Below are 20,409 nucleotides of genomic sequence, written 5' to 3'. Positions count from 1 at the left end.
CGTGGGTGCAGCAGCCTCGGCGCGCTCGGCGCGTGGTGCGCTCGGCTGCGCAGTCCGCCGCTGCTCGGCGCGGGCACGACCGCGCGCCTCACGCTGCGCCTGCACTGCCTGACGCAGCCACCCGAAGGCGGCCACGGTCCCGACGAGCCAGGCGACGCCAACCCACCAGGGCAGGGGACCGAAGGCCGCGACGAGCACGATCACGGGCAGGAGCACGAGCATCGTGAGCAGGGTCAGGCCGCGCACCTGACGCGAGGCGCCGACGACGGGCTCGACCATGCGCACACGAGGGGAGACACCAGCGTGCTTCACGGTCACCTCGGGGCGCGCGGCGCGTGCCGGTGCGACGGAGTAGGAGCGCGGGGTGGGCTCAGCGGCCTCACGACGCAGACAGTGGTCGTCGAGCACCCGCATCGCTGCGGAAAATCGGTCGACGGACCGCACGGTGGAGAGGTGGTCGCGGCGCTTGATCCAGTACTGGAGGAGATAGACAGCCCAGATCGCCACGACAAGGACGAAGATGAGGCTGCTCGGCTGCACGAGCCCAACGCTAGGAGGCCGGAGGCTCAGGGTGGCGCAGGCTACTCGGTGTGTCGCGCGCGTGACTGATGTTGTTGGTGTGAAAGTCGCTCGAGCAGCCCTCCGGGACCGAGGTCCTCGGCCACGACGGCGAAGGAGCGATGGTCGCGCCAGGCTCCGTCGATGTGCAGGTAGGCACGACGGATGCCCTCGTCACGCAGCCCGAGCTTGGCCGCCACCGCCAGGCTGGGAGCGTTGTCGAGGCGGATCTCCACCTGGATCCGGTGCAGCGCCCGGCCACGAGGATCCATGAGGTGGTCGGCCAGCACCGCGACCGCGGTTGGCGCGATGCCTCGGCCGGCGACCTCGTGCCCGACCCAGTACCCGATGCTCCCGGAGCGCAGGGCGCCCTCGACGATGCTGCTCGCGGCGACCATCCCGACGATCGCGTCGTCGACGGCGATCACCAGGCTCATCCCGCTCCCCGAGCGCATCTCCGCGTCGAGCGCGCGCACGTACCCACGGAAGTCCGCGGCGATGTCCCGACGAGGAGTGCCACCGGGAGGGACCGTGGGGTCCCACGGTCGCAGCCACTGCGCGCTGCGGGTCCGCAGCGCGAGGAACTCATCGCGGTCCCGCCGCTGCAGGGGGCGAAGGGAGAGCCCCTCACCGCCCGGAGTCGTGCCCGTCAGGACGGGTCCCGGCGAGCGCCTCACTGCGGCAAGGAGATCCGGCCCTCGAGCCGGGTCCCGTCCGGCACGGTGGCCGGGGTCTGCGCGCTGACCTCGACGTCACCGACCATGCTCACGTCGGCCCCGAAGGTCACGTCGCCGTCGACGGCCAGCGAGGTGCACTCCCGCATCGACGGGACTCCCGACGGGAAGCGCGCGTCGAACTCCCGCACGAACTTGTACGCCCCGCCCAGGCTCACCCGGGGCTCCTTGTGCTCGATCCGGGAGACGATCCGCGAGTGCTCATCGAACTCGAAGACGTCACTGCGCAGGAGCAGGAGCTCGTTGGTCGTCTTGACCGGGCGGAAGCGCGAGCGCGGCACGCGGAGCGCGACGCTGCCCTCGAAGGCCTCGATGGCCGAGCCCATCGCGGACTCGATCTGGATGACGGGCGTCGAGTCGGGACGGGTGGGGTCGACGGTCTTGCGGTTGACGATGATCGGCAGACCGAGCACCCCACCGCGCTCACGCAGCAGCTCGTCGAGGCGGTCGAGGTCCACCCAGAGGTTGTTGGTGTTGAACCACCGGTGCCGGCTGGTGTCCTGGAAGAGGTCCTGCTCCTCGTCGAGGACCATCGCGGCCTCGCGCAGGACGAGGCGCCCATCGCTGCGGCGCACCGCGACGTGGCCGCCCTTGCGGTCGTTGAGGGTCCGCTCGGCGACCTCCGCGGCGAAGGGGATGCCCTCGGCCATCAGCCAGGCGGCGATGTCGGGGTCGCAGGTGGCACCCAGGTTGTCGGAGTTGGAGAGGAAGGCATAGCGGATACCCGATGCGCGCATCTGGTCGAGCAGGCCGGAGGCGGCGAGTGCGACGTAGACGTCACCGTGACCCGGCGGGCACCACTCGAGCTCGGGGTCCTCGGGCCACGACACGGGTGCGAGGGCGGCGGCGTCGAGCTTGGGCTCCATGTTCTGCAGGAAGTCCAGCGGCAGCTCCTGCCGCGCCATCTGGGGGTACCGCTCGAGGATCTGCAGCGACGCGTCACGCGTGCGGAAGGAGTTCATCAGCACCAGTGGCGGCCGAGCGCCGTAGCGCTCCTCGAGGCCGATGAGCTGCCGGACGATGACGTCCAGGAAGGTCAGACCGTCGCGTGCGACGAGCGCCGCCTTGGGGCCGGCCATGCCCATGCTCGTGCCGAGACCGCCATTGAGCTTGACGATGGCCACCCGAGCGAGCGCAGCCCTGCGCTCGTCATCACTGACCTCGATGGCGGCGAGCTCGGGCACGTCCACGAGCGGCTCGATCTCGTCCTCACGGACGATCCCCTGCGCCCCCTCTGCGAGCTGCTGCCAATAGTCCTCGAAGACAGTGATCGCACGCTGGTCGACGCCTCGCTCGACCATCATGCTGACTGCTTCGTCATGCCCCTGACGCTCCATGGGCATCACCCTACGATGCAGTCATGGCACCTGACTCGACGACGAAGGGAGACGTCCGTCGCCTTCTGCGGGCACGACGCAGGGAGCTGGCCGCCTCCAGGGACCTCACCGCGGACGCCCTCGCGCTGGCCGAGCACCTCGACGATCTGCCCCCCGGTGCGGCACCGAGGTCTGTGCCCGGCACGGCCCTGTCCTACGAGTCACTTCCGCACGAGCCACCCACGGCCGCGGTCAATGCAGCACTCCGCGCCCACGGACACCGGGTCCTCGTGCCGATCACCCTCCCTGACATGCAGCTCGACTGGTGCGACCTCGACGACCCGAGGCGCACTCCCTTCGGCATCACTGCGCCTGCGGCCGCCGATCTCGTCCTCGCGCCCGGTCTGGCGGTCGACACCACCGGCACGAGGATGGGCCAGGGCGGCGGCTGCTACGACCGGGTGCTGCCGATGCTGAGAGTGGGGACGCCGGTCATCGTCCTGCTCCACCCCGGTGAGCACACCAGCGACCCTCTCCCCCACGAGCCGCACGACATCCCCATCCCGTGGGTGCTCACGGCGCACGGGTGCACGCCATCCCACCGGGTCCTGGGGACTACTTCACGGCAGGGGTGAGGACCAGCGTGTCCTGGGTGCTCTCGCGCACCGCGTCCTCGCTGCTCGGCCACGGGTGGGTGCGCCCCGCGACCCAGGCATCGATCTGGTCGTCGTAGTGGTCGCTGAAGGGATGTCCTGACGCCCCGGTCTGGTTGACCCACCGTGATGCGTCGAGGTCGCCGAGGTCGACGACCATCCGCATCGAGGGAGCCGCGGTCACCGCAAAGCCCTGTGACGCATCCCAGCTGGTCGCGTCGACCGTCGACGAGCCGCCACCGACGGGGTACGGACCGGAGTTGACCAGCCACCTCACCGGCGCGGGGATGCCGTCACCGCCGAGCACCTGGTGCCGGAAGGTGACGCGGTGCAGCTGGTCCCACTGCCACGTCGCAGGGTCCTTGCCCAGCTGACGGGTCAGGTCGAGCCGGGCGTCGACGAGGGCCCGTCGCAGGATTTCGTCGCGTCCCTCGACGACACCGGCCGTGGTGCGGTCGTCCCACCAGCCGCTGCGCGGTCGCTCGAGCAGGGTGGTCACGGCCTGCCAGTACTGCGATCCGCCGCCGGCCTGCAGGTCCGCCGGCAGGTCGTCGTTGAAGGTCAGCATGACGATCCGCTGCCACACGGCGTTGAAGTACATGGCCGCCGCCGCATCCTCCCCGTCCCCCGCCGGCTGACGACCGTCCCAGGCGCGCAGCAGGCCGCGCGAGTCCTCGGTGAAGGGGTCGTCGAGCTCCACGGCGAGCAGCTGCTCGACGAGGACCGGCGCAAGGCCGTTGTCCGTGTCGAGCTGGACGCGCGCCATCTTGTCCGGGCTCACCTTGTCGTCACCCTCGAGCAGGTCACGGATGCGCTGGGAGCGGTAGCCGGAGTCCCACTCCGTCGTGAGGAAGGGGGTGGTGCTCACCGTGACCTGCTGGTTGGCCGTGACGACGAGCCCCTCCGGCGGGTCGAGCACGCTCGGCATCTCGTCGAAGGGGACATACCCCGTCCAGTCGTAGTCCGAGTCCCATCCCGGAGCCGGGACGTAGCCGGGCGGTTGGTTGCCCACGCCCTTGCGGATCGGCACCTGGCCGGGTGCTTGGTAGCCGATGTGACCGGCGGTGTCGGCGTAGACGAGGTTTTGGCTGGGGACAGCGAAGTCCTGCGCTGCAGCGCGGAACTCGTCCCAGTCGGACGCGGTGTTGAGTCCGAGCAGCGCGTCAGCGGTCGTGCTCGGCCGCAGGGCCGTCCACGCGAAGGAGACCGCGTAGTCGCTCGTGGCCCGCCCCTCGACCTCGACCTCGTCCCCGGCCGCCGCGACCGAGGGGATGGCGTCCGAGAGCAGCGGGCCGTGCCCGGTGGAGCGCACGGTGATGTGCTGGCTGGGCCCGCCTGCGACCCGGATCGTCTCGGTGCGGGTCTCCAGCGGGCGCAGCCTGCCATCGCGCAGGTACTCGTCGCCGGTGATCTGCTCGAGGTAGAAGTCGGTCACGTCGGGCGCGAGGTTGGTGAACCCCCACGCGATGTCGCGGTTGTGCCCGATGATGACGCCCGGGACGCCGGCGAAGGTGTACCCGGACACGTCCAGCGGGCAGGCCTGCGTGACCTCACGGCAGTGCAGACCCATCTGGTACCAGATGCCCGGCATGCTCACCCCGAGGTGCGGGTCATTGGCCAGCAGAGGTGACCCGGTCGTCGAGCGCTCGCCGGAGACCACCCAGGAGTTGGAGCCGATCCCGTCTCCGCGACCGATCAGCGTCGGCACGGCGTCGACCGCGGCAGCGGTCTCGAGCAGTGCCGTGGTCGCGCCGGGGTGTGCCGGGGCGGAGTGTGCCGGAGCGGACGGGGAGGCGGGCTGCGCCCCCTTCGCTCCTGATGGTCGCCAGTCCTTGCCCGAGAGGATCGGCGCGTGCTCGGAGGCCGGATAGGTGGGGTAGAGCTCGGCGAGCATCGAGTCGCTGACCCGCCCCTGCAAGGCCGCCCGCGTCAGCTCGCCCGTGTAGTTGCCGCGCAGGTCCCAGGCCATCGCCTTGAGCCAGGCGAGGGAGTCGACGGAGGTCCACGGCTCGACGCGGTACTCGGGCAGGCTCAGCGACAGGACCGTGTACTCGAAGGCCATCGACGACGGTGAGCCCTTGTCCTCGATCCACGCGTTGACGCCGTCGGTGTAGGCCGCGATGGCCCGGCGGGTCTCCGGCTTGAGCATCGGCAGCTCCTGCTCGGCCACCCGACGCCAGCCCATCGTGCGGATCACCCTGTCGGTCTCGACGCCCGGCTCACCCACGAGCTCGGCGAGGCGGCCTGCGGTGATGTGCCGGCGGGTGTCCATCTCGAAGAAGCGGTCCTGCGCCTGCACATAGCCCTGGGCGCGCATGAGGTCGCCCATGGTGTCGGCGTAGATGTGGGGGACGCCGCGGTCGTCGCGCAGCACCTCGACCTCGCCGGTGAGCCCGCGGACCTCGAGCGTCCCGTCCGTCTGGGGAAGGGGGCGGCGCCCCTGTCCGATCACGACCCCGGCGAGCACCACGACGAGCACGACGACGAGGGCGAGCGTCACGTAGAGGCTGCGGCGTACCTTACGGACCAGGGTCACCCTGCGAGACTAGACGCCGGGGACGACGAGAGGGGGCTGCGGTGACGATGACCGAGCAGGCCTCTGCCTTCGGCCTCTCGGACCTCTCTCTCGTCCTCCTGGCCGGGTCGCTCGTGCTCGTCGTGGCGGTCGCAGCGGTCCGCCTGGCCACCAGCTCCGGCCTGCCGACGCTCCTGCTCTACCTGGCGATCGGGCTCGCGGTGGGCAAGGAGGGCCTCGGGATCCCCTTCGACTCCGACCAGGCCGCGCAGGTCCTCGGTTACTGCGCCCTCGTGCTCATCCTCGTCGAGGGTGGCCTGACGACGACGTGGTCATCGATCCGCTCCTCCGTCGGACCGGCCATGGCCCTGTCGACCGTCGGTGTCCTGGTGTCGGTCGGGGTGGTGGCGGTCGCCCTGCACGAGATCCTGCACACCGACTGGCAGATCAGTCTGCTCATCGGCGCGATCCTCGCCTCGACCGACGCCGCCGCCGTCTTCTCCGTCCTGCGGGTGGTGCCGCTCCCGCGGCGACTCTCCGGGATGCTCGAGGCCGAGTCCGGATTCAACGACGCCCCGGTCGTGCTGCTCGTGACCGCGCTGTCCCTGCAGATCGCCAACCCCGCCGAGGCCGAGCCGTGGTGGAGCATCGGGCTCCACGCGGTCGCCGAGCTGACCGGGGGCGCGCTCGTCGGTCTGGCGATCGGCTGGCTCGGCGGCAAGCTCATGCGCCGTCTGGCGTCGGGGACCTCCGGCCTGTTTTCCCTCGGCGTCGTCGCGATCGGCGTGCTCGCCTACGCCAGCGCGGCCACGATCCACACGTCGGGGTTCATCGCCTGCTACCTCGCGGCCCTCGTCCTGGGCAACATGCACCTGCCGCACCGGCAGGCCGTCACCGGCTTCGCGGAGGCACTCGGCTGGCTGGCCCAGATCGGGCTCTTCGTCATGCTCGGGATGCTCGCCACCCCGTCGGGCTTCGTCGACCAGGCGCCGCGCGCGATCCTCGCCGGGCTCGTCCTGCTCCTCGTGGCCCGGCCGCTGTCCGTGCTCGTCTCGCTCACCCCCTTCCGCGTCCCCTGGCGGGAGCAGGCCTTCATCTCCTGGGCCGGTCTGCGCGGCGCGGTACCGGTCGTGCTGGCCACCGTCCCGATCACCAACAACGTGCCCGGGATCGACTGGGTCTTCGACCTCGTCTTCATGCTCGTCGTCATCTTCACGCTCGTGCAGGCCCCGCTCATGCCGTGGATGGCGCGGGCGCTGCGGGTGACGGAGCCGAGCCGGGCCACGGGCGTCATCGTCGAGGCGATGCCGCTGGAGGAGCTGGGCGCGCAGCTGCTCGAGATCGCGGTCGTGCCCGGGTCCAAGCTGTCCGGCGTCGAGATCTACGAGCTGCGCCTGCCCCAGGGTGCCAATGTGTCGCTCGTCGTGCGCGACAAGGAGACCTTCGTCCCCGACGCCCACACCCGCCTGTGGCCCAAGGACCGCCTGCTCGTGGTCACCCCCGGCGACCTGCGCGAGGCGACGGAAGAACGCTTCCGTGCCGTCTCCGAGCACGGCCGCCTGGCCGGCTGGCGCGGCGACGTATCATAGGGCCCGTTATGCCTACCTATGCCTACGCCTGCGCCGACTGCGGCCACGCCTTCGACATCGTCCAGTCCTTCAGCGACGACACCCTGACGGTGTGCCCCGAGTGCGGCGGCAACCTGCGCAAGCAGTTCAACGCCGTGGGCGTCGTCTTCAAGGGAGGCGGCTTCTACCGCAACGACTCCCGCGCGAGCAGCTCCTCGAGCGACACGGCGAAGCCGAGCACCTCGACCAGCTCCTCGAGCAGCGACTCGTCCTCGAGCTCGACCACCGGCTCCTCCGCGGGTTCGTCGTCCACAGCCTCGAGCTCCTCGAGCTCAGCGTCCACCACCAGCTGACCGACCGCTGGTGCGGGGCTGCCCGCCCCTAGCGTCGGCTGCATGGCCTCCTCCCGTCTGGCGCAGCAGTTCCCCTCCCTCTTCGGGCCCTCACGACGTGCTGCCTGGCGACTCTCGCTGGCGCGGCGGGCACTGGCCGTCACCGCGATCCTGCTGGCCCTGCACCTGGGCGTCGGAGCCACTCGCCCGCCGGAGGCCGCCCCGGCACCGACGACGCAGCGCGCCGGGCCCGAGCTGTCACTCCCCCTCGCCCTGCCGGCCGACCACCTGGCCCCCGGCGACACCGTGGCCGTCTACCTGCCCGGCCGTGGGTCCCCGATCGCCACGGGTGCCCGGGTCTCCGGCACCTCGCAGACACCGTCGGGCGGCACCGTGGCACGCGTCACCCTGCGGCGCAGCGATGTCGAGCCGATCCTGCGCCACATGGGGACCAGCGGCCCCTCGCAGGGCGGCTTCGTCCTCGTTGCAGATGGTTGAGCGGCCAACGACACACTCACGTGACGGGCGATCAGCCTTCGGATGGGTCACACTGTAAGACGAGTGACGCGTGATGCGTCATGCCCCCTGTAATCCAATCGAAGGGAGACCCTCATGAAGGGCTTCAAGGACTTCATCATGCGCGGCAATCTCGTCGAGATCGCCGTCGGCCTGATCATTGCCACCTCGTTCGCGACCGTCGTCGCCACGTTCACCGAGCTGATCCTCGCGGCGATCGCCAAGGTCCTGGGTGCCAACCCGGACTTCACCAGCTTCAAGCCCGCCGGGCTGCCCGTCGGCGCCTTCATCACGGCCGTCGTCGCCTTCCTCATCCTCGCCGCCGTCGTGTACTTCGGTGTCGTCAAGCCGTACACCGCGATGCGCGCGCGCTTCGTCAAGAACGAGGAGGAGACCACCGACGAGTCCGTCGAGCTCCTCCGCGAGATCCGCGACTCCCTGCGCGCCGGCCGCGCCTGAGTCACACCGCTCCACCACGCAGGGGGTTGGTCACCGTCACGGTGACCAACCCCCTTCGTCATGGGTTGTCGTGCGCAGGATCGTCGACTGCTGGGCGACTTCTGCGCGGACCCGCTTCGAGCAGGCCCTGCCCATCGGCCGGGCGTCATTCCCAGTGGGGCGGTCGCTGCTCCTGCAGCCAGCGGTCGTGGGCGTCCTCGTCGGGGCGCTCACCCCACCCGCGGTCGGTGTCGTCGCGCGTCTGCTCGGGCGTGGCCTTGGGCTTGCTCTTGGGCTTCTCAGCCGGTTCTTCTGCTGCTGGCGTGTCTGTCACGACTCCTCCTTGGCGATGGCCTCGCGCACGGCGCGGGTGACCTGGGCTTCCTGCCGAGCCGGGTCGGCAAAGATGTCGACCGCCCACAGCCGCAGGTGGGCCCATCCCAGGTCGGTGAGCCGCTCCACGAGGATCCGGTCGCGCTGGCGGGTCGAGGCCAGGCCGGCATAACCCGGCCCGTCGACGTCCACGGCGAGCAGCATCCGGTGGCGGTCCCGTGGGTCGGCGACCGCGATGTCGACCCGGTGCTCCCCCTGGCCCACATCCGTGCTCACGACGAGACCGCCGTCGCGCAACCGCTGGACGAATCCCGCGATGAGCGGGCTGAGCTGTGGCGCTGCTGCCCGCTGCGTGGGGACGGGCTCAGCCAGGCCGGCGAGCAGGGTGCGCAGTGCGCGGTGCCCGGGCAGATTGGCCCGGTCACCGGCGAGGTCGGCGGGCTCGATCGTGGTCACCCAGATCGCCGCGCGCCTGGCTCGCGTGGCTGCGATGAGGACGAGCTCGCCTCCCGTGACACCGCTCAGGGCGCCCAGCCGTTGGAGGACCCGACCCTGTGGGGAGCGACCGAAGCCGACGGAGATGACGACGGTGTCCCGCTGCTCGCGCTGCCACCTGTCTGCGGGCTTGATGACGAGGGGCTCGGGCAGTGCCGCCAGGGCCTGACCGATCCGGGGGTCGGACTGCGCCAGCGCAGCGACGGCATCAGCGACCCGGTCGGCGTGCGCCTGACCGAAGGTCACGATGCCCAGCGACCGTCGCGGGTAGCGACGCAGGTGCTCACGGACGCGCTCGAGCACTTCTTGGACTTCGGCAACGGTGCTCTCGACGAGTCCGGTGCGCTCGTCGAGCACGCCCCGTCCGTCGACGCGCACGAGGTGGACTGCGTCGCGGGGCACGGGCGCCGGCGGGTGCACGACCTCTGCCGCGGTCGTCTCGTCCCCGAGCAGGTTGTCGACCCGCGGCCGCGGGTAGGCGCTGTCGCGCAGCTCGGCCACGGGCAGGACCCGCGCCGCCAGGTCGGCGAGCGAGGTCCGGGGGCGCGGCGGCGCAGCGACACCGGCGTCTGCCGTCCACGTGTCCGGGGGCAGCTGGCCCCGGTCGCCGATGACCAGCAGCTGCTCGCCGCGTGCGATCCCCGCGACAGTGCGGGCCAGGGTCGTGCGCGAGGCGTCATCGACGATCACCAGGTCAAAGCTCTCATCGGAGGGCAGCACCTGACCGACGACGAAGGGAGCCATCGCCCAGGCCGGCGAGGCCGCCCTCAGCAGGCCACCCCAGCGGCCGAAGGCCTCGTGCCACGGCGGGCGAGGCACCAGTCCCTCGTGGGCCGCGGCGACCTCGCGAGCCGACGACCGGTGACGACGACCGTCGACGTGGAACCGCTCGCGCTGGCGGGCAGCGATGCGAGCGGCGTTGGCGCCCAAGCTCGCCCGGTCGGCCTCGACGAAGGTGCGCAGCGCCTCGTCGAGCTGCTCCCCCGTGACCCGGGCGAACCGCTCGTCCCGCCCGGCCTCGGCGAGCACCGAGGTCCACCAGACGAAGAGCACCTCGTCGGCCACGGCCTCAGGCGGCACCCGTCGGGCGGACAGGTCGTCGACGAGATCGCCGACACCTCGTGAGCGCAGGTCCTCGAGGTCGTCGATGACCTCCGGCACGACCCGGGCCCCCGTGACGTCCTTCCCAAGGGCGTCCAGCCTGGCGTTGAGCTCTTCCCACGGGGTGTCGAGGAGACTCATGCCCGACGGCTCGGCGACGACCGCGCCGACGTGGGTCAGGTCGGCGTAGACCCGCTCGTAGGCACTGTGCGCGCGGTCCATGTCCGTGGGGATCCGGGGCCGGCCACCACCGCCGGTGAGCCGGGACCAGCTGCGGCGCTGTCGCGAGGCGAGCTGGAGGGCAGCGTGCAGGTCCTCCGGCGGTCGACCGGGGCGCAGGAGACGCCGGGCCTGGGCCCGCAGCCGGCGCTTTTCGACGACGCCGAGGGGCTCACCGTCGAGCGCGGTCCCCTTGGGCCCGGTCGCGGCGAGCAGGTGCTCGAGCGGGGTGTCGAAGACCTCCGGACGGAAGACGTCCAGCGTGTCCCGGATCTCCTCGATGCCGGCGAGGAACCGCCCGTGCTCCGCGGGCGTCGCGGCGCGCGGCTCAGCGATGTCGGCGAAGACCTCACGCACGGTCCTGCGCAGCATCTCCAGGGAGCCGTCCTTGCCGCGCAACCGGTCGACAGCGCCGAGGACCTCGTCGACATCGGCCGTGCTGTGCAGGCGTGCACCAGCCCAGGGCTGGTCGCTGCGACCGGGCCGCCACGCCTTGCGGGTGGCCAAGCCGACCATCTGCTCGACGAGAGCGTCCCTCCCTTCGACATCGAGGTGGGCGAGGACCCGCCCCTCGAAGCGGACCCGAGAGCGAGGTGCCGGTCGGCGGGTGCTCAGTCCGACGATGGCGTCATGGGCCTGCGCGATGGAGACCCCCCAGGGCTCGCGCGGCTCGTGCATCGCGTGGGTGTGGCCGTCGAGGAGGCGCGCGGCGGCGGCCGCTCGACGGCCGGGGTGCTCGAAGGACCGCTCGGACTCGGGCAACCGCCGAGGCCAACGGTCGACGACGAGTCCCGGGTCGACGGGGCCGGCAGGGTCGACGACGTGGATGAGCAGGTCCTCGAGGCCAGCCACCTCCAGCTCGTCACTGACGGCCTCGATGGCGGCTGCCTTTTCGGTCAGCAGGAGCACGCTGCGGCGCTCGCCGGCGGCCTGGGCGATGACGGAGGCGACGAGACGGGCGATGCCGGTGCCCGGCGGGGCGTCGACATAGAGGTCCTCCCCGGCCGCGATCCGGTCGAGCGCGTCCTGCTGGTCGGCGGTGATGTCCAGGACTGCGGTGTCGGCGACGCTCTCGGGCTGGCGCTCCGCAGCGGAGATCGGCTCACCCGCCAGCAGTGCCGCCGCCGGGCCTCGTCCGAGACGGCTGCCGAGCCCGGCGAGGTCGGCGAGCGCCTCGGCCTTGCCGTACGGGAAAGCAGCGATCACGATCCGCGAGGTGATGTTGAGCTCGGGCAGGTCGGCGCACAGGCGACGCAGCTCGTCGAGGACCGGCGTGGGGTTGAAGCCGCGGCCTTCGCCCCGGCCCAGGTCGGCGAGCGCGGTGCCGTCGATGTCCCGGCGCAGGGCACGACGCAGGTAGGTCAGCAGCGCGGGGTTGATCTCGACGCGCGGCGCGAGGTCGAGAGCGAAGTCCGGGCCCGGACGTAGTCGGCGCAGGGACACCCGGCGCAGCACGACCGGCGCGAGTGGGCGCTCGTCCTCACCGGGCACCTGCCACGACGCGGCTCCCATGGCCAGGAAGCAGGTGCGCACACCATGCTCCTCCGCGATCCGCTCGACGTGCTCGGTGAGCTCCGCGGCGCGGCGCTGGGCCCGCAGCAGCGCCGCGGGCTCGCGGACGAGGTCGGACAGGCGAGCGTCCCGGCCGGAGAGCAGCATCGCCACACCACCGGGGTGGGCGGTCGTGAGGTCGACGACATGCGGGTCCCGCGCGGGCCACAGCAGCGTGTTGGGACCGCCGAGCTCCATCAGCTCGCGGCGCAGCGGGGAGACGTCAGCCGGCACCGGGGCAGGGGTCGTCGGCGTCGTGGTCACTGGGCAACGCTAACAACCGCGACGCCTCCCGAGCGGGACCAGCAGCCCGACGAGCAGGGCCACGCCGCCCGTGAGCAGCCCCAGGGCCTGATATCCCCACCACCCCACGACGAGCCCGGCGAGGGCTCCGCCCCCTCCCCCGGCCAGTCCCATGGCCACATCGGAGAGACCCTGGGCTGCGGGGCGCTGACGCAGGGGGATCGCCGCCGTCAGCAGCGTGGAGCCGGCGATGAGGGTGCAGGACCAGCCCAGGCCGAGCAGGAACAGCGCGGCGGTGAGGGCGGGCGAGTGACCTTCACGCGTGGAGGCGGCCAAGAGGCTGGCGGTCAGCAAGATGGCGGAACCGACCCCGATGACCGCCCGGGCGCCCCACCGGTCAACGGCCCACCCGGTGACGGGCGAAAAGGCGTACATCCCCACGACGTGGAGGGAGATGACCAGCCCGATGACCTCGAGGGTGGCGTGCCCGTGCCGCATGTGGATCGGGGTCATGATCATCACGGACACCATGACGGTGTGGCCCAGCGCCATGGCAAGGACACCGGTGAGGGCGTCCGGCCGGGTGCGGATGGCGGCCCAGCCCGTCGTGGCCGGCTCGCGCTCCTCCCCCGGCTCGATGTGGTCGACCTGCAGGGCGCGCGCGGTGAGCAGCGGGTCCGGACGCAACGCGAGCGTGAGGACCACCCCGGCCAGGAGGATGCCCACGAGGGAGAGGACATAGGGGCCGACGAGCACTGGGAGGTGCAGCTGCTGGGCCACCCAGCGCCCCGGGCCGGTCAGGTTGGGCCCGGCCACCGCACCGATGGTGGTGGCCCAGACGACGATCGACAGATGACGCCCCTTGTGCACGTCATCCGCGAGGTCCGTCGCCGCGAAGCGCGCCTGCGAGTTGGCCGCGGTTGCGCCGCCGAAGAGGAGGAAGCCCAGGAGCAGCAGCGCGAAGGAACCGATCACCGCGGCCCCAACGATGAGCAGGCCACCGGCGATGGCCATCACGTACCCGGCGACGAGGCCGGGGCGCCTCCCCTTCGCCGCCATGATGCGGGCGAGGACGATCGCCGCCAGAGCCCCGCCGAGCGTCTGGGCCGTGCCACCGAGTCCCGCCCATGCCTCGCTGCCCGCGACGTCCGCCGCCAGCAGCGCGCCCACAGCGGCTCCGGCGCTCACGCCGACACCCCCGAGGACCTGGGACCCGGCGAGTGTCGCGATGGTGCGCCGCTGCAGGGCGTGGGTGCTCACCGAAGGGAGTATGACGCGTACTCTGTCTTCTGGCGCATCGCGCCTCTGGTGCGCAGCGCCGGGGTGCACGGCGTCAGGCCCTCGTAGCTCAGGGGAAGAGCACTTCTCTCCTAAAGAAGGTGTCGCTGGTTCGAATCCAGCCGGGGGCACACCGGAAAATCAGGGTTCTTGTGACGAGCAAGGCCACGGTGAGCAGCAAATGGGCACCGAATGGGCACATGTCTCAATACCCACCGTCTAGATGCGTGCCATCGGCATTGACGCGTGTGATGGCGGCACCCATGGACCCAATGCCTCCCACCCAACGCTGAAGAGCACGCTCGCTGACCGCCTCCCCGTGCGTGACGATGGGTGAGCCGGTTCGTGGGTACCGGGCCTCCCCTCCACGGCCCCCAATCCGGTAGCGAACGACCAAACCCCAAGCCACTGCCTCATCGGGAGCTGCCCGAGAGACGACGTTCAAGGGCATGGCTGCATCCGTCCCTGGGCCGATCTCCCACGTACCGACGAATCCCTCCTCACCCGTCCAGGTAAGTCCGCCGAACCGCCTCACCTTCTGGCACCGAGGTGACCTCTCCGATAGGTCGAAGCCGACAAGCACCTCATCGTTCGCGCCACCTTGCGGGGCGTGCACTGTGGCGCCCGCAGGAAACGGTCTGCGATCGAGCACCTCGGCTTCGATTGCTTCAATCACAACTCTTCCGACGTTCGATCTGACGCGGAGCCGGTCTTCTCGCTCCCCAACGTCCACCCCTCCGTGCTCCAGCAGCCGCGACCTAAGTCTCGAAAGTCCTCCCAATTCGCGGAGGGGCCCCAAGGCTTGAATGTCGCGCAGGACCTCATCAGCAAGTGGGTACGTGAACCCGACAGTCCACGTATCTGGCTCTGCTACAGACCTGGCCTCGATCACAACTTCAGTTCCACGTTGTCGATGCTTAGCGTCCGACAGGCGTCGCGATATCCAGCGCACAAGCGGGAACAGCCCAGTCAAGCTAGTCACCTCAGTAACCCTCCGAATCGACGTGGAGCCCGTCTAAAGCGGCAGCGACGGTATCAAGTTCGTCATCGTAGAGGTGGGCGTAAATTCGAGCCGTAGTTGTGATCGACTCATGACCCATCGCCTTCTGAATGAAGCGCAGGTCAGCCCCCGCCATCCGCGCGAGACTTCCGAAGGTGCGGCGCAGGTCGTGCGGGGTCACAACGATGCCCAGGGCTTCTGCGGTCGAGTCGAAACCGGAGCGCCGCCGCCAGTTCCGTGACCGGAGAAAGTCACCCTGAGGTGAGGCGAAGACAAGAGCGTCAGCCGGCTTGCCCGCCATCCTCGACTCCAGCAGGGTCGCGATGCGCCCGGGGATCGGCACATACCGATGCCCAGCGCGACTCTTCGGCTGGTCGACATCGATTCGTCCCTCGACTTCGGTGGCCCTTTGCACGACGTGGACGCGCCGCCGGTCGAGATTGACGTCTTCGCATCGAAGGGCAGCCAGCTCCGACCACCGAAGGCCCAGGTACGCCAGGGCCAGCACGACATCGCCCTCGGATGACATGCCGTCCGCCAGTGCGTGGACCTGCGCCATCGTGAGGATCCGCTCGCGAGCTGGTGCGCGCTTTGGAAGCCGCACTCCTCTAGCGACGTTGACTGGCACGCGTCGAGTCCGGCAGGCATGGTCCAGCAGTCTGCACAACACGCCATGAGCCCGCCGAACCGTGTCAGTCCCTGCTGTTTTGGACAGGTTCGCCACCCACTCCGCTACGTCAGCGTGCTCGATCTTGGCCACGGGCCAGCGACCGAGCGTCGGCTCAATGTGCTTCCAGGCGTATCGGTAGCCGTTCTGTGTCGTGACACGCAGATGAGTCATACCCGAGCGTTCGTACTCCTCCCACACCATCGCCAAAGTGACCCGGCCACGTTGAGGGTCGACCCAGTCGCCGCGCCGCTTCTGCGCCTCCATCTCACGTTCGTAGACAACGGCGTCTCCCCTTCTCCGAAAGGAGCGGGAACGGAAGCCACCATCTGGGGTGCGATATCGCACGCGATAGGTGATCGCGCCGTCCTTTCGCTCCCGACGCTCGATCACGCCACACCTCGAGCCTCGGCCGCCTCCAGCCACGCGGCGACAGCAGCAGCCTTGAAGCGGCGATGCTTGCCCACCTTGAATGACGGAGGCCCCTCGCCATATGCGGCCCAGTGATAGACCGTCGACACGGGCACCTGCAGCAGCTTCGCCACCTCCTGAACCGTCATGAACTGCGGAAACGTCACGGTGGTCTGGTCATCCATGTTCCTCACTCATCCCTGCGTTGTCGTTGCTCCTGCGTGGTCACTGCTTGCCAGCCCGAAGTTGGGCGTACTCGCGCGCCCTGGCCGCTGCTGCTGTCGCGATCTCTACCTCTCCTTGGTTGGTCCAGCCGACGCCCACGAACTCCCAGACACCGATCACCACCGAGGTTTCAGACTCGTCCTCTTGGCTCAGTAGGGCTTCCTCCACGGCCGCGAGGTCGACGGGCTTCCCTGCGCGCTGGGCCCTCTCAGTCTCTTCCTGCATGACTTGTTGGAAGCGTGCGCGCCGGCGACGCAAGGTCCGATAGGTGACGCTGTAGCACCGCGACTTGGACGAGTAGTGGCCCCGATAGCCGAGCTCCTTCGCCCACTTGCCGATCAGCACGTAGTGATCGCGGCCCTCGGAATCGACCGGCACTGCCACCTCCTCACCGGCTCGGCGACTCTCGGCGCGACGGATGGCCGCTTCGTGGACCTCTGCGCAGGTCTGCTTGATCCGGTGAACGTGCGCACCGTCAGGCACCGCCAAGGAGGTGTCCTTGGTGGAGTACTTCGCCAGATAGGCTGCGACCTGCTCGCCCGTGATCGGCGCATCAGGGTCGTCTGTTCGGGACCCTTCTCGCACAACGCGAATGTCGATCTGCTCGCCCCACCGCAGGACACGTGACTGGTCGTGCTCGAATGTCGGCGGTGCCTGCACCTGGGCTCTCGAGAAGGCCGCCTCGATCGCATCCACCATGACGTCCACACCGACGCCACATGCCGCCCCGATCCCTTCGTCCAGCGGACCATCCAAGCGAAAGAGCGCGTGGAAGTGCACGGCACCACGGGCCTGCATCTCCGCGGTGCGCCCGTACTGCCGAGAGACCACCTTGGAGACCTTCGAGACCGGCACGCCAAGCCGAGCGGCGAGTTGGCGGCTGACATCCTGAATTGCTCGCCGCCACAGCTCAGGAGCGTGGTACTGCCAGACGACGTGCCCGAGGTAGTCGTAGCAGTCTGGGCAGATGGGTGAGCCCACCGCCGGGTCATCCTTCAGGTGCGTCTTCGTGCACGACAGGGACCGTCCGTGAGGGCACGTGGTGTTGCCGCGCGGATGACAGGTGCGACCGCCACGCGTGGAGTGCACCGGGCCGAAGGAAGGTGCGGTCACCGTGACGAAGGCGAGAGGGTTCTCCGCGACGCGCTCGGGAACTCCCTTGCCCCCTTCGAGGCCGCAGCGGATCATCTCGAAGGTGTCCCTGGCGTAGACCCGTGAGCACGAGGTGCACACCGATTCGCGACGGTTGCCGCAGCGGGTCAGGAGGACGCCCAGCGGCGCGTCTGCCGAGGAATATTGCGAGGTCGCTTCTCCGGTACGGGTGTCGACAGTCATCGCGCGCCCTGCCAAGCGAATGGGTCTCTGGCAGAAGCCAACCCGACTCGCGGCCTCAGTGAACTTGCCCAGGGCCCCGCGGGTCGTGAGGTCATACACGGCCGAGGCAGCCCGCTCGGTGAGTCCGTCCAGTCCTTGCTGCTGAAGGTGCGCCGGGGCGGTCACGCCAGCCACCCGAGCAGATGCAGGACCAGTCGGGCTACGGCCACGATCAGGAAAGCAACCGCGATCCACGACAGGCGGCGTCGGCCACGCTGTTGCATCAGAGGTCGCCCGCCGCTTCGCGTGTGGTCACGCAGTCGATGCAGACGAGGTGGTCGCGTCCGTTGCCGATGACGTACGACCAACCCTCGCAATAGGTCGTGGCTGCTGCGATGGCGTCCGATGCGCTCCGGAACAACACCCGTGCATCTGCGCGACGGACGAAGACGGTTCCGCATTCATCACAGGCGACCGCAGCACCACGACCGAGCGTCGAGCGAAGGGGAAGCACCTGAGATGGGGCAACGGCCAGCATCCAGCTCATGCCGTCTCACCCAGCTCGAGACCTGGCAGCGTCAGGCCGGTCCACTCCTTGGGAAGCTTGGCCAGGGGCTGCCCATCGCTTGCATGGACGATGACGCCACCCCATACCCCTTCCTCGTCCCACTCCTGGGCGTAGTCCCTGCACAACGTGCGGACCGGGCACGAGGCGCACACCTGCAGAGCCCTGTGTGTCACGTCTTCGTCCCGCTCGGGGAACCACCAGTCGGGGTGCGGGTGACCCACGCATGCCCCTCGGGTGTTCAGAGTTGCCAGCGTGCGATTCGCGTCGCCGGACCTTTCATTGGGCACCATCACGAACTCCTTTCAGTGCAACGACGTTCGTCGTCTCGTTGTCTGCTGTCTTGGAGCGGGGCGAGCGAGGGCGGCGTTCACGAGGTCGTGAGGGTTCGCCCCCTTCGATCTGGGTGGTCTGCACGTGGTGGACGGGTCCCGCGGCTGCGATCTGATCCAGCGGCGGTATCCACCGTTCGGCGGCTGGGAAATGCGCGGCCGTTGCTTTGATCAGAGCGTCCGACCAGTAGTGCGCGCGCACCCGAGCGACCGAGCCCTCCTCGGTGACCAGGTAGCCGGTCCCGGGCATGTCGGCCGGGATCCGGTGGGCCGGCGCTTCGTCGCTCATACCTTGACCGAGCACCATCCGGACCTCGTCGGCCGATGCCAGGCGAAGGGCGATGGTCTGGGTGAAGAGGCCGCGCGCCGGGACGGTCTCCTTCTTCGGGTCCTGCACGAAGGCGACCACGACAACGCCCATGGCTCGCCCTTGGGTCAGGATCTCCGCGAGCAGCCGGTTCCCTTCCTTCTTCACCTCAACGTCTGCGTAGGCGGTGAGCGCGGCGAGCTCGTCGATGACGAGGAGGTGCAGGGGGTCGCCCGGCGTGGGCTCATGTAGACGGGACTGGCCCACCATGCGCGAGGCTCGCTCGTCGATGATCGTCAGGAGGTCGCGCAGAACCACGAGTGCTTGTTCGGGCCGGTAGGCGGTGCGGTACATCAGCCCGTCGCCCATCGCGATCTCGACGCCGCGCTTGAGGTCCACGCCGTGCACCCGAACCGTGTCCTGGGCGATCCACGGGGCGAGCGACGCGACAGCACCCCAGAGGACCGACCCCTTGCCCGATCCCGAGCGGCCCGCCACGAGGGTGTGCTTGCCGACCAACGACAGCTGCCAAGGCATCCCGGACTCATCGCGACCCACGTCGGCCGGATCGAGCGCCGCTCCCAGAGGGCGGTCCGTGGGCAAGGCGGCAGTCGTCGACCCGGCCAATGCATCCATCATTGTCAGCCGCACGTCCGCCACCGAGGGCGAGACCGAGGAGGCGCGGAAGGCCGCGGCATCGACACCGGCGGCAAGCTTCTCGGCGCCCGCCACGAGGTCGGTGGACGTCTGCCCACGACGAGCGCGAACTCGGGCCGTCACAACTCCGCCCTGCGAGGTCACGCGAAGCAACCGAGGATCGATCCACCGTGACTCGTTGCCGTCGTCCACTCGATCCGACAGCCCGGCGGCGCGAGCGACCTCGACGAAGGAGCGACGTACGTCTCGCCGACCGATCCATGCCGCCACCGAGTCCGGCAGGCCGAGAGACAACGCCAGCACAAGGGCCACGAGCGCGACGAGGATCCACACGACGAGAGTTGCCATCGCCTGCAGCAGCCCTGCCCAGGGTGCGACCCACGACGTGTCCCACGGCCCCACCGAGAGGATGTCGAACTGATCGACCCGCCCGGGAGCAGCAGCCACCAGCTCAGCGAGGACCACCAGCGCGACCCACGCGACGGCAAGGCGCCAAACCCCGGGGGCGACCGCCCGACCCGCAAGCATCAGCCCACGAGCCAGACGGCCACCCCACGCACCCAGAGCAGTCATCACGCAGCCGCCGACTCCGAGCGACCCGCGGTTGAGGTCTTGGACGCCTTGCCCGGCGCCGTCATGGCCTTGGCCCGGACGGACCATGCGAGCTTGGGTCGCACCCCGTTGTCGTCGATCCACGGCGTGAGAGTCAGGCCCTCGAACTCGACCGGGACGAAGGGAAGGTCGCCGGGGTTGGCCGGCGGCACCGGCTGCTGACGAGCCATGATCTTGACGTTGATCGTCTTCTCGTTCTTGCGGGCCTCAGGGTCGGCGTCGAGGACCGGAACCGTCCAGATCAGCTCTCCCGTATCCGGGTCCACCTGCTGGGGACGAGTTCCGTCGGGGCGCTGGTCCGCGTTGTAGTCCTGCACGGGCTCCACCTCACCCACGAGGTACGCCCCAGCCGGGAACACCGATCCGAATCCGATCTCCATGCGACGGCTAACAGCCATGACCTTCTCCTGTCTAGTAGGCCTAAACACTAGGTGTGTTTAGAAGCCCTATACGTAGGGCCGGCTCTTAA

19 protein-coding genes and 1 tRNA gene are annotated in these 20,409 nt (G+C 69.8%); 6 read left to right on the top strand and 14 right to left on the bottom strand.

The features are described from left to right. The 3 genes from JLI01S_RS13330 to JLI01S_RS13320 form a co-directional block, all read right to left on the bottom strand. Nucleotides 1-540, bottom strand: a 540-nt coding sequence (locus JLI01S_RS13330) for a SepX/GlpR family protein (RefSeq protein ID WP_218005516.1), incomplete at its 3' end; no start/stop codon positions are given. 41 nt (nt 541-581) lie between these two features. Continuing rightward, entirely contained in the window at nt 582-1,235 is a 654-nt protein-coding gene (locus JLI01S_RS13325) for a GNAT family N-acetyltransferase (protein WP_068265431.1), read from the bottom strand. After that, entirely contained in the window at nt 1,232-2,596 is a 1,365-nt protein-coding gene (locus tag JLI01S_RS13320; RefSeq protein ID WP_245634625.1) for a UTP--glucose-1-phosphate uridylyltransferase, read from the bottom strand. Before JLI01S_RS13320 ends, JLI01S_RS13325 begins: the two co-directional genes overlap by 4 nt. Nucleotides 2,597-2,652: 56 nt before the next feature. Here JLI01S_RS13320 and JLI01S_RS13315 point away from each other — a divergent pair, with 56 nt between their 5' ends. After that, a complete protein-coding gene (locus JLI01S_RS13315) occupies nt 2,653-3,243 on the top strand; it encodes a 5-formyltetrahydrofolate cyclo-ligase (RefSeq protein ID WP_068265427.1) in 591 nt (196 codons plus the stop codon). Here JLI01S_RS13315 and JLI01S_RS13310 read toward each other — a convergent pair. Next, nucleotides 3,224-5,797 carry a penicillin acylase family protein gene (locus JLI01S_RS13310; protein WP_068265425.1) on the bottom strand — a complete coding sequence of 858 codons (2,574 nt, stop codon included), beginning with the start codon at nt 5,795-5,797 and terminating at the stop codon, nt 3,224-3,226. The two genes, JLI01S_RS13315 and JLI01S_RS13310, sit on opposite strands and share 20 nt — an antisense overlap. Before the next feature lie 47 nt (nt 5,798-5,844). On the opposite strand from JLI01S_RS13310, the gene JLI01S_RS13305 reads away from it, so the two are divergent. The 4 genes from JLI01S_RS13305 (at nt 5,845) to JLI01S_RS13290 (ending at nt 8,651) form a co-directional block, all read left to right on the top strand. Beyond that, nucleotides 5,845-7,365 carry a potassium/proton antiporter gene (locus JLI01S_RS13305; protein WP_068265436.1) on the top strand — a complete coding sequence of 507 codons (1,521 nt, stop codon included), beginning with the start codon at nt 5,845-5,847 and terminating at the stop codon, nt 7,363-7,365. 8 nt (nt 7,366-7,373) lie between these two features. Continuing rightward, nucleotides 7,374-7,697, top strand: a complete 324-nt coding sequence (locus JLI01S_RS16755) for an FmdB family zinc ribbon protein (protein WP_084349425.1) — start codon at nt 7,374-7,376, stop codon at nt 7,695-7,697. Nucleotides 7,698-7,739: 42 nt separating this feature from the next. After that, a complete protein-coding gene (locus JLI01S_RS13295) occupies nt 7,740-8,174 on the top strand; it encodes a hypothetical protein (protein WP_068265421.1) in 435 nt (144 codons plus the stop codon). A gap of 114 nt (nt 8,175-8,288) precedes the next feature. Beyond that, entirely contained in the window at nt 8,289-8,651 is a 363-nt protein-coding gene (locus JLI01S_RS13290; protein ID WP_068265418.1) for an MscL family protein, read from the top strand. A 145-nt stretch (nt 8,652-8,796) separates the two neighbouring features. Here the strand turns inward: JLI01S_RS13290 and JLI01S_RS17035 are convergent, their stop codons facing one another. The 3 genes from JLI01S_RS17035 to JLI01S_RS13280 are packed head-to-tail and all read right to left on the bottom strand — an operon-like array spanning nt 8,797 to nt 13,832. After that, nucleotides 8,797-8,964, bottom strand: coding sequence for a hypothetical protein (locus tag JLI01S_RS17035; protein ID WP_157074965.1), 168 nt, complete (start codon nt 8,962-8,964; stop codon nt 8,797-8,799). Continuing rightward, complete coding sequence (locus JLI01S_RS13285) at nt 8,961-12,593, bottom strand: PDDEXK-like endonuclease domain-containing protein (protein WP_068265416.1); 3,633 nt, start codon at nt 12,591-12,593, stop codon at nt 8,961-8,963. Before JLI01S_RS13285 ends, JLI01S_RS17035 begins: the two co-directional genes overlap by 4 nt. A 9-nt stretch (nt 12,594-12,602) precedes the next feature. Then, nucleotides 12,603-13,832 (bottom strand): MFS transporter, encoded by a 1,230-nt coding sequence (locus tag JLI01S_RS13280; protein WP_245634624.1) that lies wholly within the window; start codon nt 13,830-13,832, stop codon nt 12,603-12,605. 77 nt (nt 13,833-13,909) lie between these two features. Here JLI01S_RS13280 and JLI01S_RS13275 point away from each other — a divergent pair. Continuing rightward, nucleotides 13,910-13,981: transfer RNA gene (locus tag JLI01S_RS13275), tRNA-Arg, on the top strand. A gap of 852 nt (nt 13,982-14,833) precedes the next feature. On the opposite strand, the gene JLI01S_RS16750 is transcribed toward JLI01S_RS13275, so the two are convergent. From JLI01S_RS16750 to JLI01S_RS13245, 7 genes are all read right to left on the bottom strand, one after another. Continuing rightward, a complete protein-coding gene (locus tag JLI01S_RS16750) occupies nt 14,834-15,910 on the bottom strand; it encodes a tyrosine-type recombinase/integrase (protein ID WP_157074964.1) in 1,077 nt (358 codons plus the stop codon). Continuing rightward, nucleotides 15,907-16,113: a helix-turn-helix domain-containing protein gene (locus JLI01S_RS13265; RefSeq protein WP_068265412.1), complete on the bottom strand. Its 207-nt coding sequence runs from the start codon at nt 16,111-16,113 to the stop codon at nt 15,907-15,909. Before JLI01S_RS13265 ends, JLI01S_RS16750 begins: the two co-directional genes overlap by 4 nt. Before the next feature lie 40 nt (nt 16,114-16,153). Further along, nucleotides 16,154-17,653, bottom strand: a complete 1,500-nt coding sequence (locus JLI01S_RS13260; RefSeq protein WP_157074963.1) for a replication initiator — start codon at nt 17,651-17,653, stop codon at nt 16,154-16,156. Nucleotides 17,654-17,750: 97 nt separating this feature from the next. Then, nucleotides 17,751-18,014: a hypothetical protein gene (locus JLI01S_RS16745; RefSeq protein ID WP_084349423.1), complete on the bottom strand. Its 264-nt coding sequence runs from the start codon at nt 18,012-18,014 to the stop codon at nt 17,751-17,753. Next, a complete protein-coding gene (locus JLI01S_RS17745) occupies nt 18,011-18,325 on the bottom strand; it encodes a WhiB family transcriptional regulator (RefSeq protein ID WP_068265408.1) in 315 nt (104 codons plus the stop codon). Before JLI01S_RS17745 ends, JLI01S_RS16745 begins: the two co-directional genes overlap by 4 nt. Beyond that, nucleotides 18,312-19,901 (bottom strand): FtsK/SpoIIIE domain-containing protein, encoded by a 1,590-nt coding sequence (locus tag JLI01S_RS13250; RefSeq protein ID WP_169797330.1) that lies wholly within the window; start codon nt 19,899-19,901, stop codon nt 18,312-18,314. The genes JLI01S_RS17745 and JLI01S_RS13250 overlap by 14 nt, the downstream gene beginning before the upstream one ends. Continuing rightward, nucleotides 19,901-20,338: a plasmid replication, integration and excision activator gene (locus tag JLI01S_RS13245; RefSeq protein WP_068265402.1), complete on the bottom strand. Its 438-nt coding sequence runs from the start codon at nt 20,336-20,338 to the stop codon at nt 19,901-19,903. The genes JLI01S_RS13250 and JLI01S_RS13245 overlap by 1 nt, the downstream gene beginning before the upstream one ends. Between the last annotated feature and the right edge of the window lie 71 nt (nt 20,339-20,409).

The sequence above is a fragment of the Janibacter limosus NBRC 16128 genome, assembly GCF_001570985.1.
Classification (GTDB): Bacteria; Actinomycetota; Actinomycetes; order Actinomycetales; family Dermatophilaceae; genus Janibacter; species Janibacter limosus.
The sequence above is the reverse complement of the archived record's forward strand: the minus strand, read 5'-3'. Positions and strand labels throughout refer to the sequence as shown.

Bases quoted from the DNA above. Each gene is read 5' to 3' on its own strand.
- JLI01S_RS13245 (WP_068265402.1), bottom strand. From the start codon at position 20,338: ATGGCTGTTAGCCGTCGCATGGAGATCGGATTCGGATCGGTGTTCCCG.
- JLI01S_RS13290 (WP_068265418.1), top strand. From the start codon at position 8,289: ATGAAGGGCTTCAAGGACTTCATCATGCGCGGCAATCTCGTCGAGATC.
- JLI01S_RS13250 (WP_169797330.1), bottom strand. From the start codon at position 19,901: ATGACTGCTCTGGGTGCGTGGGGTGGCCGTCTGGCTCGTGGGCTGATG.
- JLI01S_RS13265 (WP_068265412.1), bottom strand. From the start codon at position 16,113: ATGGATGACCAGACCACCGTGACGTTTCCGCAGTTCATGACGGTTCAG.
- JLI01S_RS17745 (WP_068265408.1), bottom strand. From the start codon at position 18,325: ATGGTGCCCAATGAAAGGTCCGGCGACGCGAATCGCACGCTGGCAACT.
- JLI01S_RS16745 (WP_084349423.1), bottom strand. From the start codon at position 18,014: ATGAGCTGGATGCTGGCCGTTGCCCCATCTCAGGTGCTTCCCCTTCGC.
- JLI01S_RS13305 (WP_068265436.1), top strand. From the start codon at position 5,845: ATGACCGAGCAGGCCTCTGCCTTCGGCCTCTCGGACCTCTCTCTCGTC.
- JLI01S_RS13295 (WP_068265421.1), top strand. From the start codon at position 7,740: ATGGCCTCCTCCCGTCTGGCGCAGCAGTTCCCCTCCCTCTTCGGGCCC.
- JLI01S_RS16755 (WP_084349425.1), top strand. From the start codon at position 7,374: ATGCCTACCTATGCCTACGCCTGCGCCGACTGCGGCCACGCCTTCGAC.
- JLI01S_RS13315 (WP_068265427.1), top strand. From the start codon at position 2,653: ATGGCACCTGACTCGACGACGAAGGGAGACGTCCGTCGCCTTCTGCGG.
- JLI01S_RS13320 (WP_245634625.1), bottom strand. From the start codon at position 2,596: ATGATGGTCGAGCGAGGCGTCGACCAGCGTGCGATCACTGTCTTCGAG.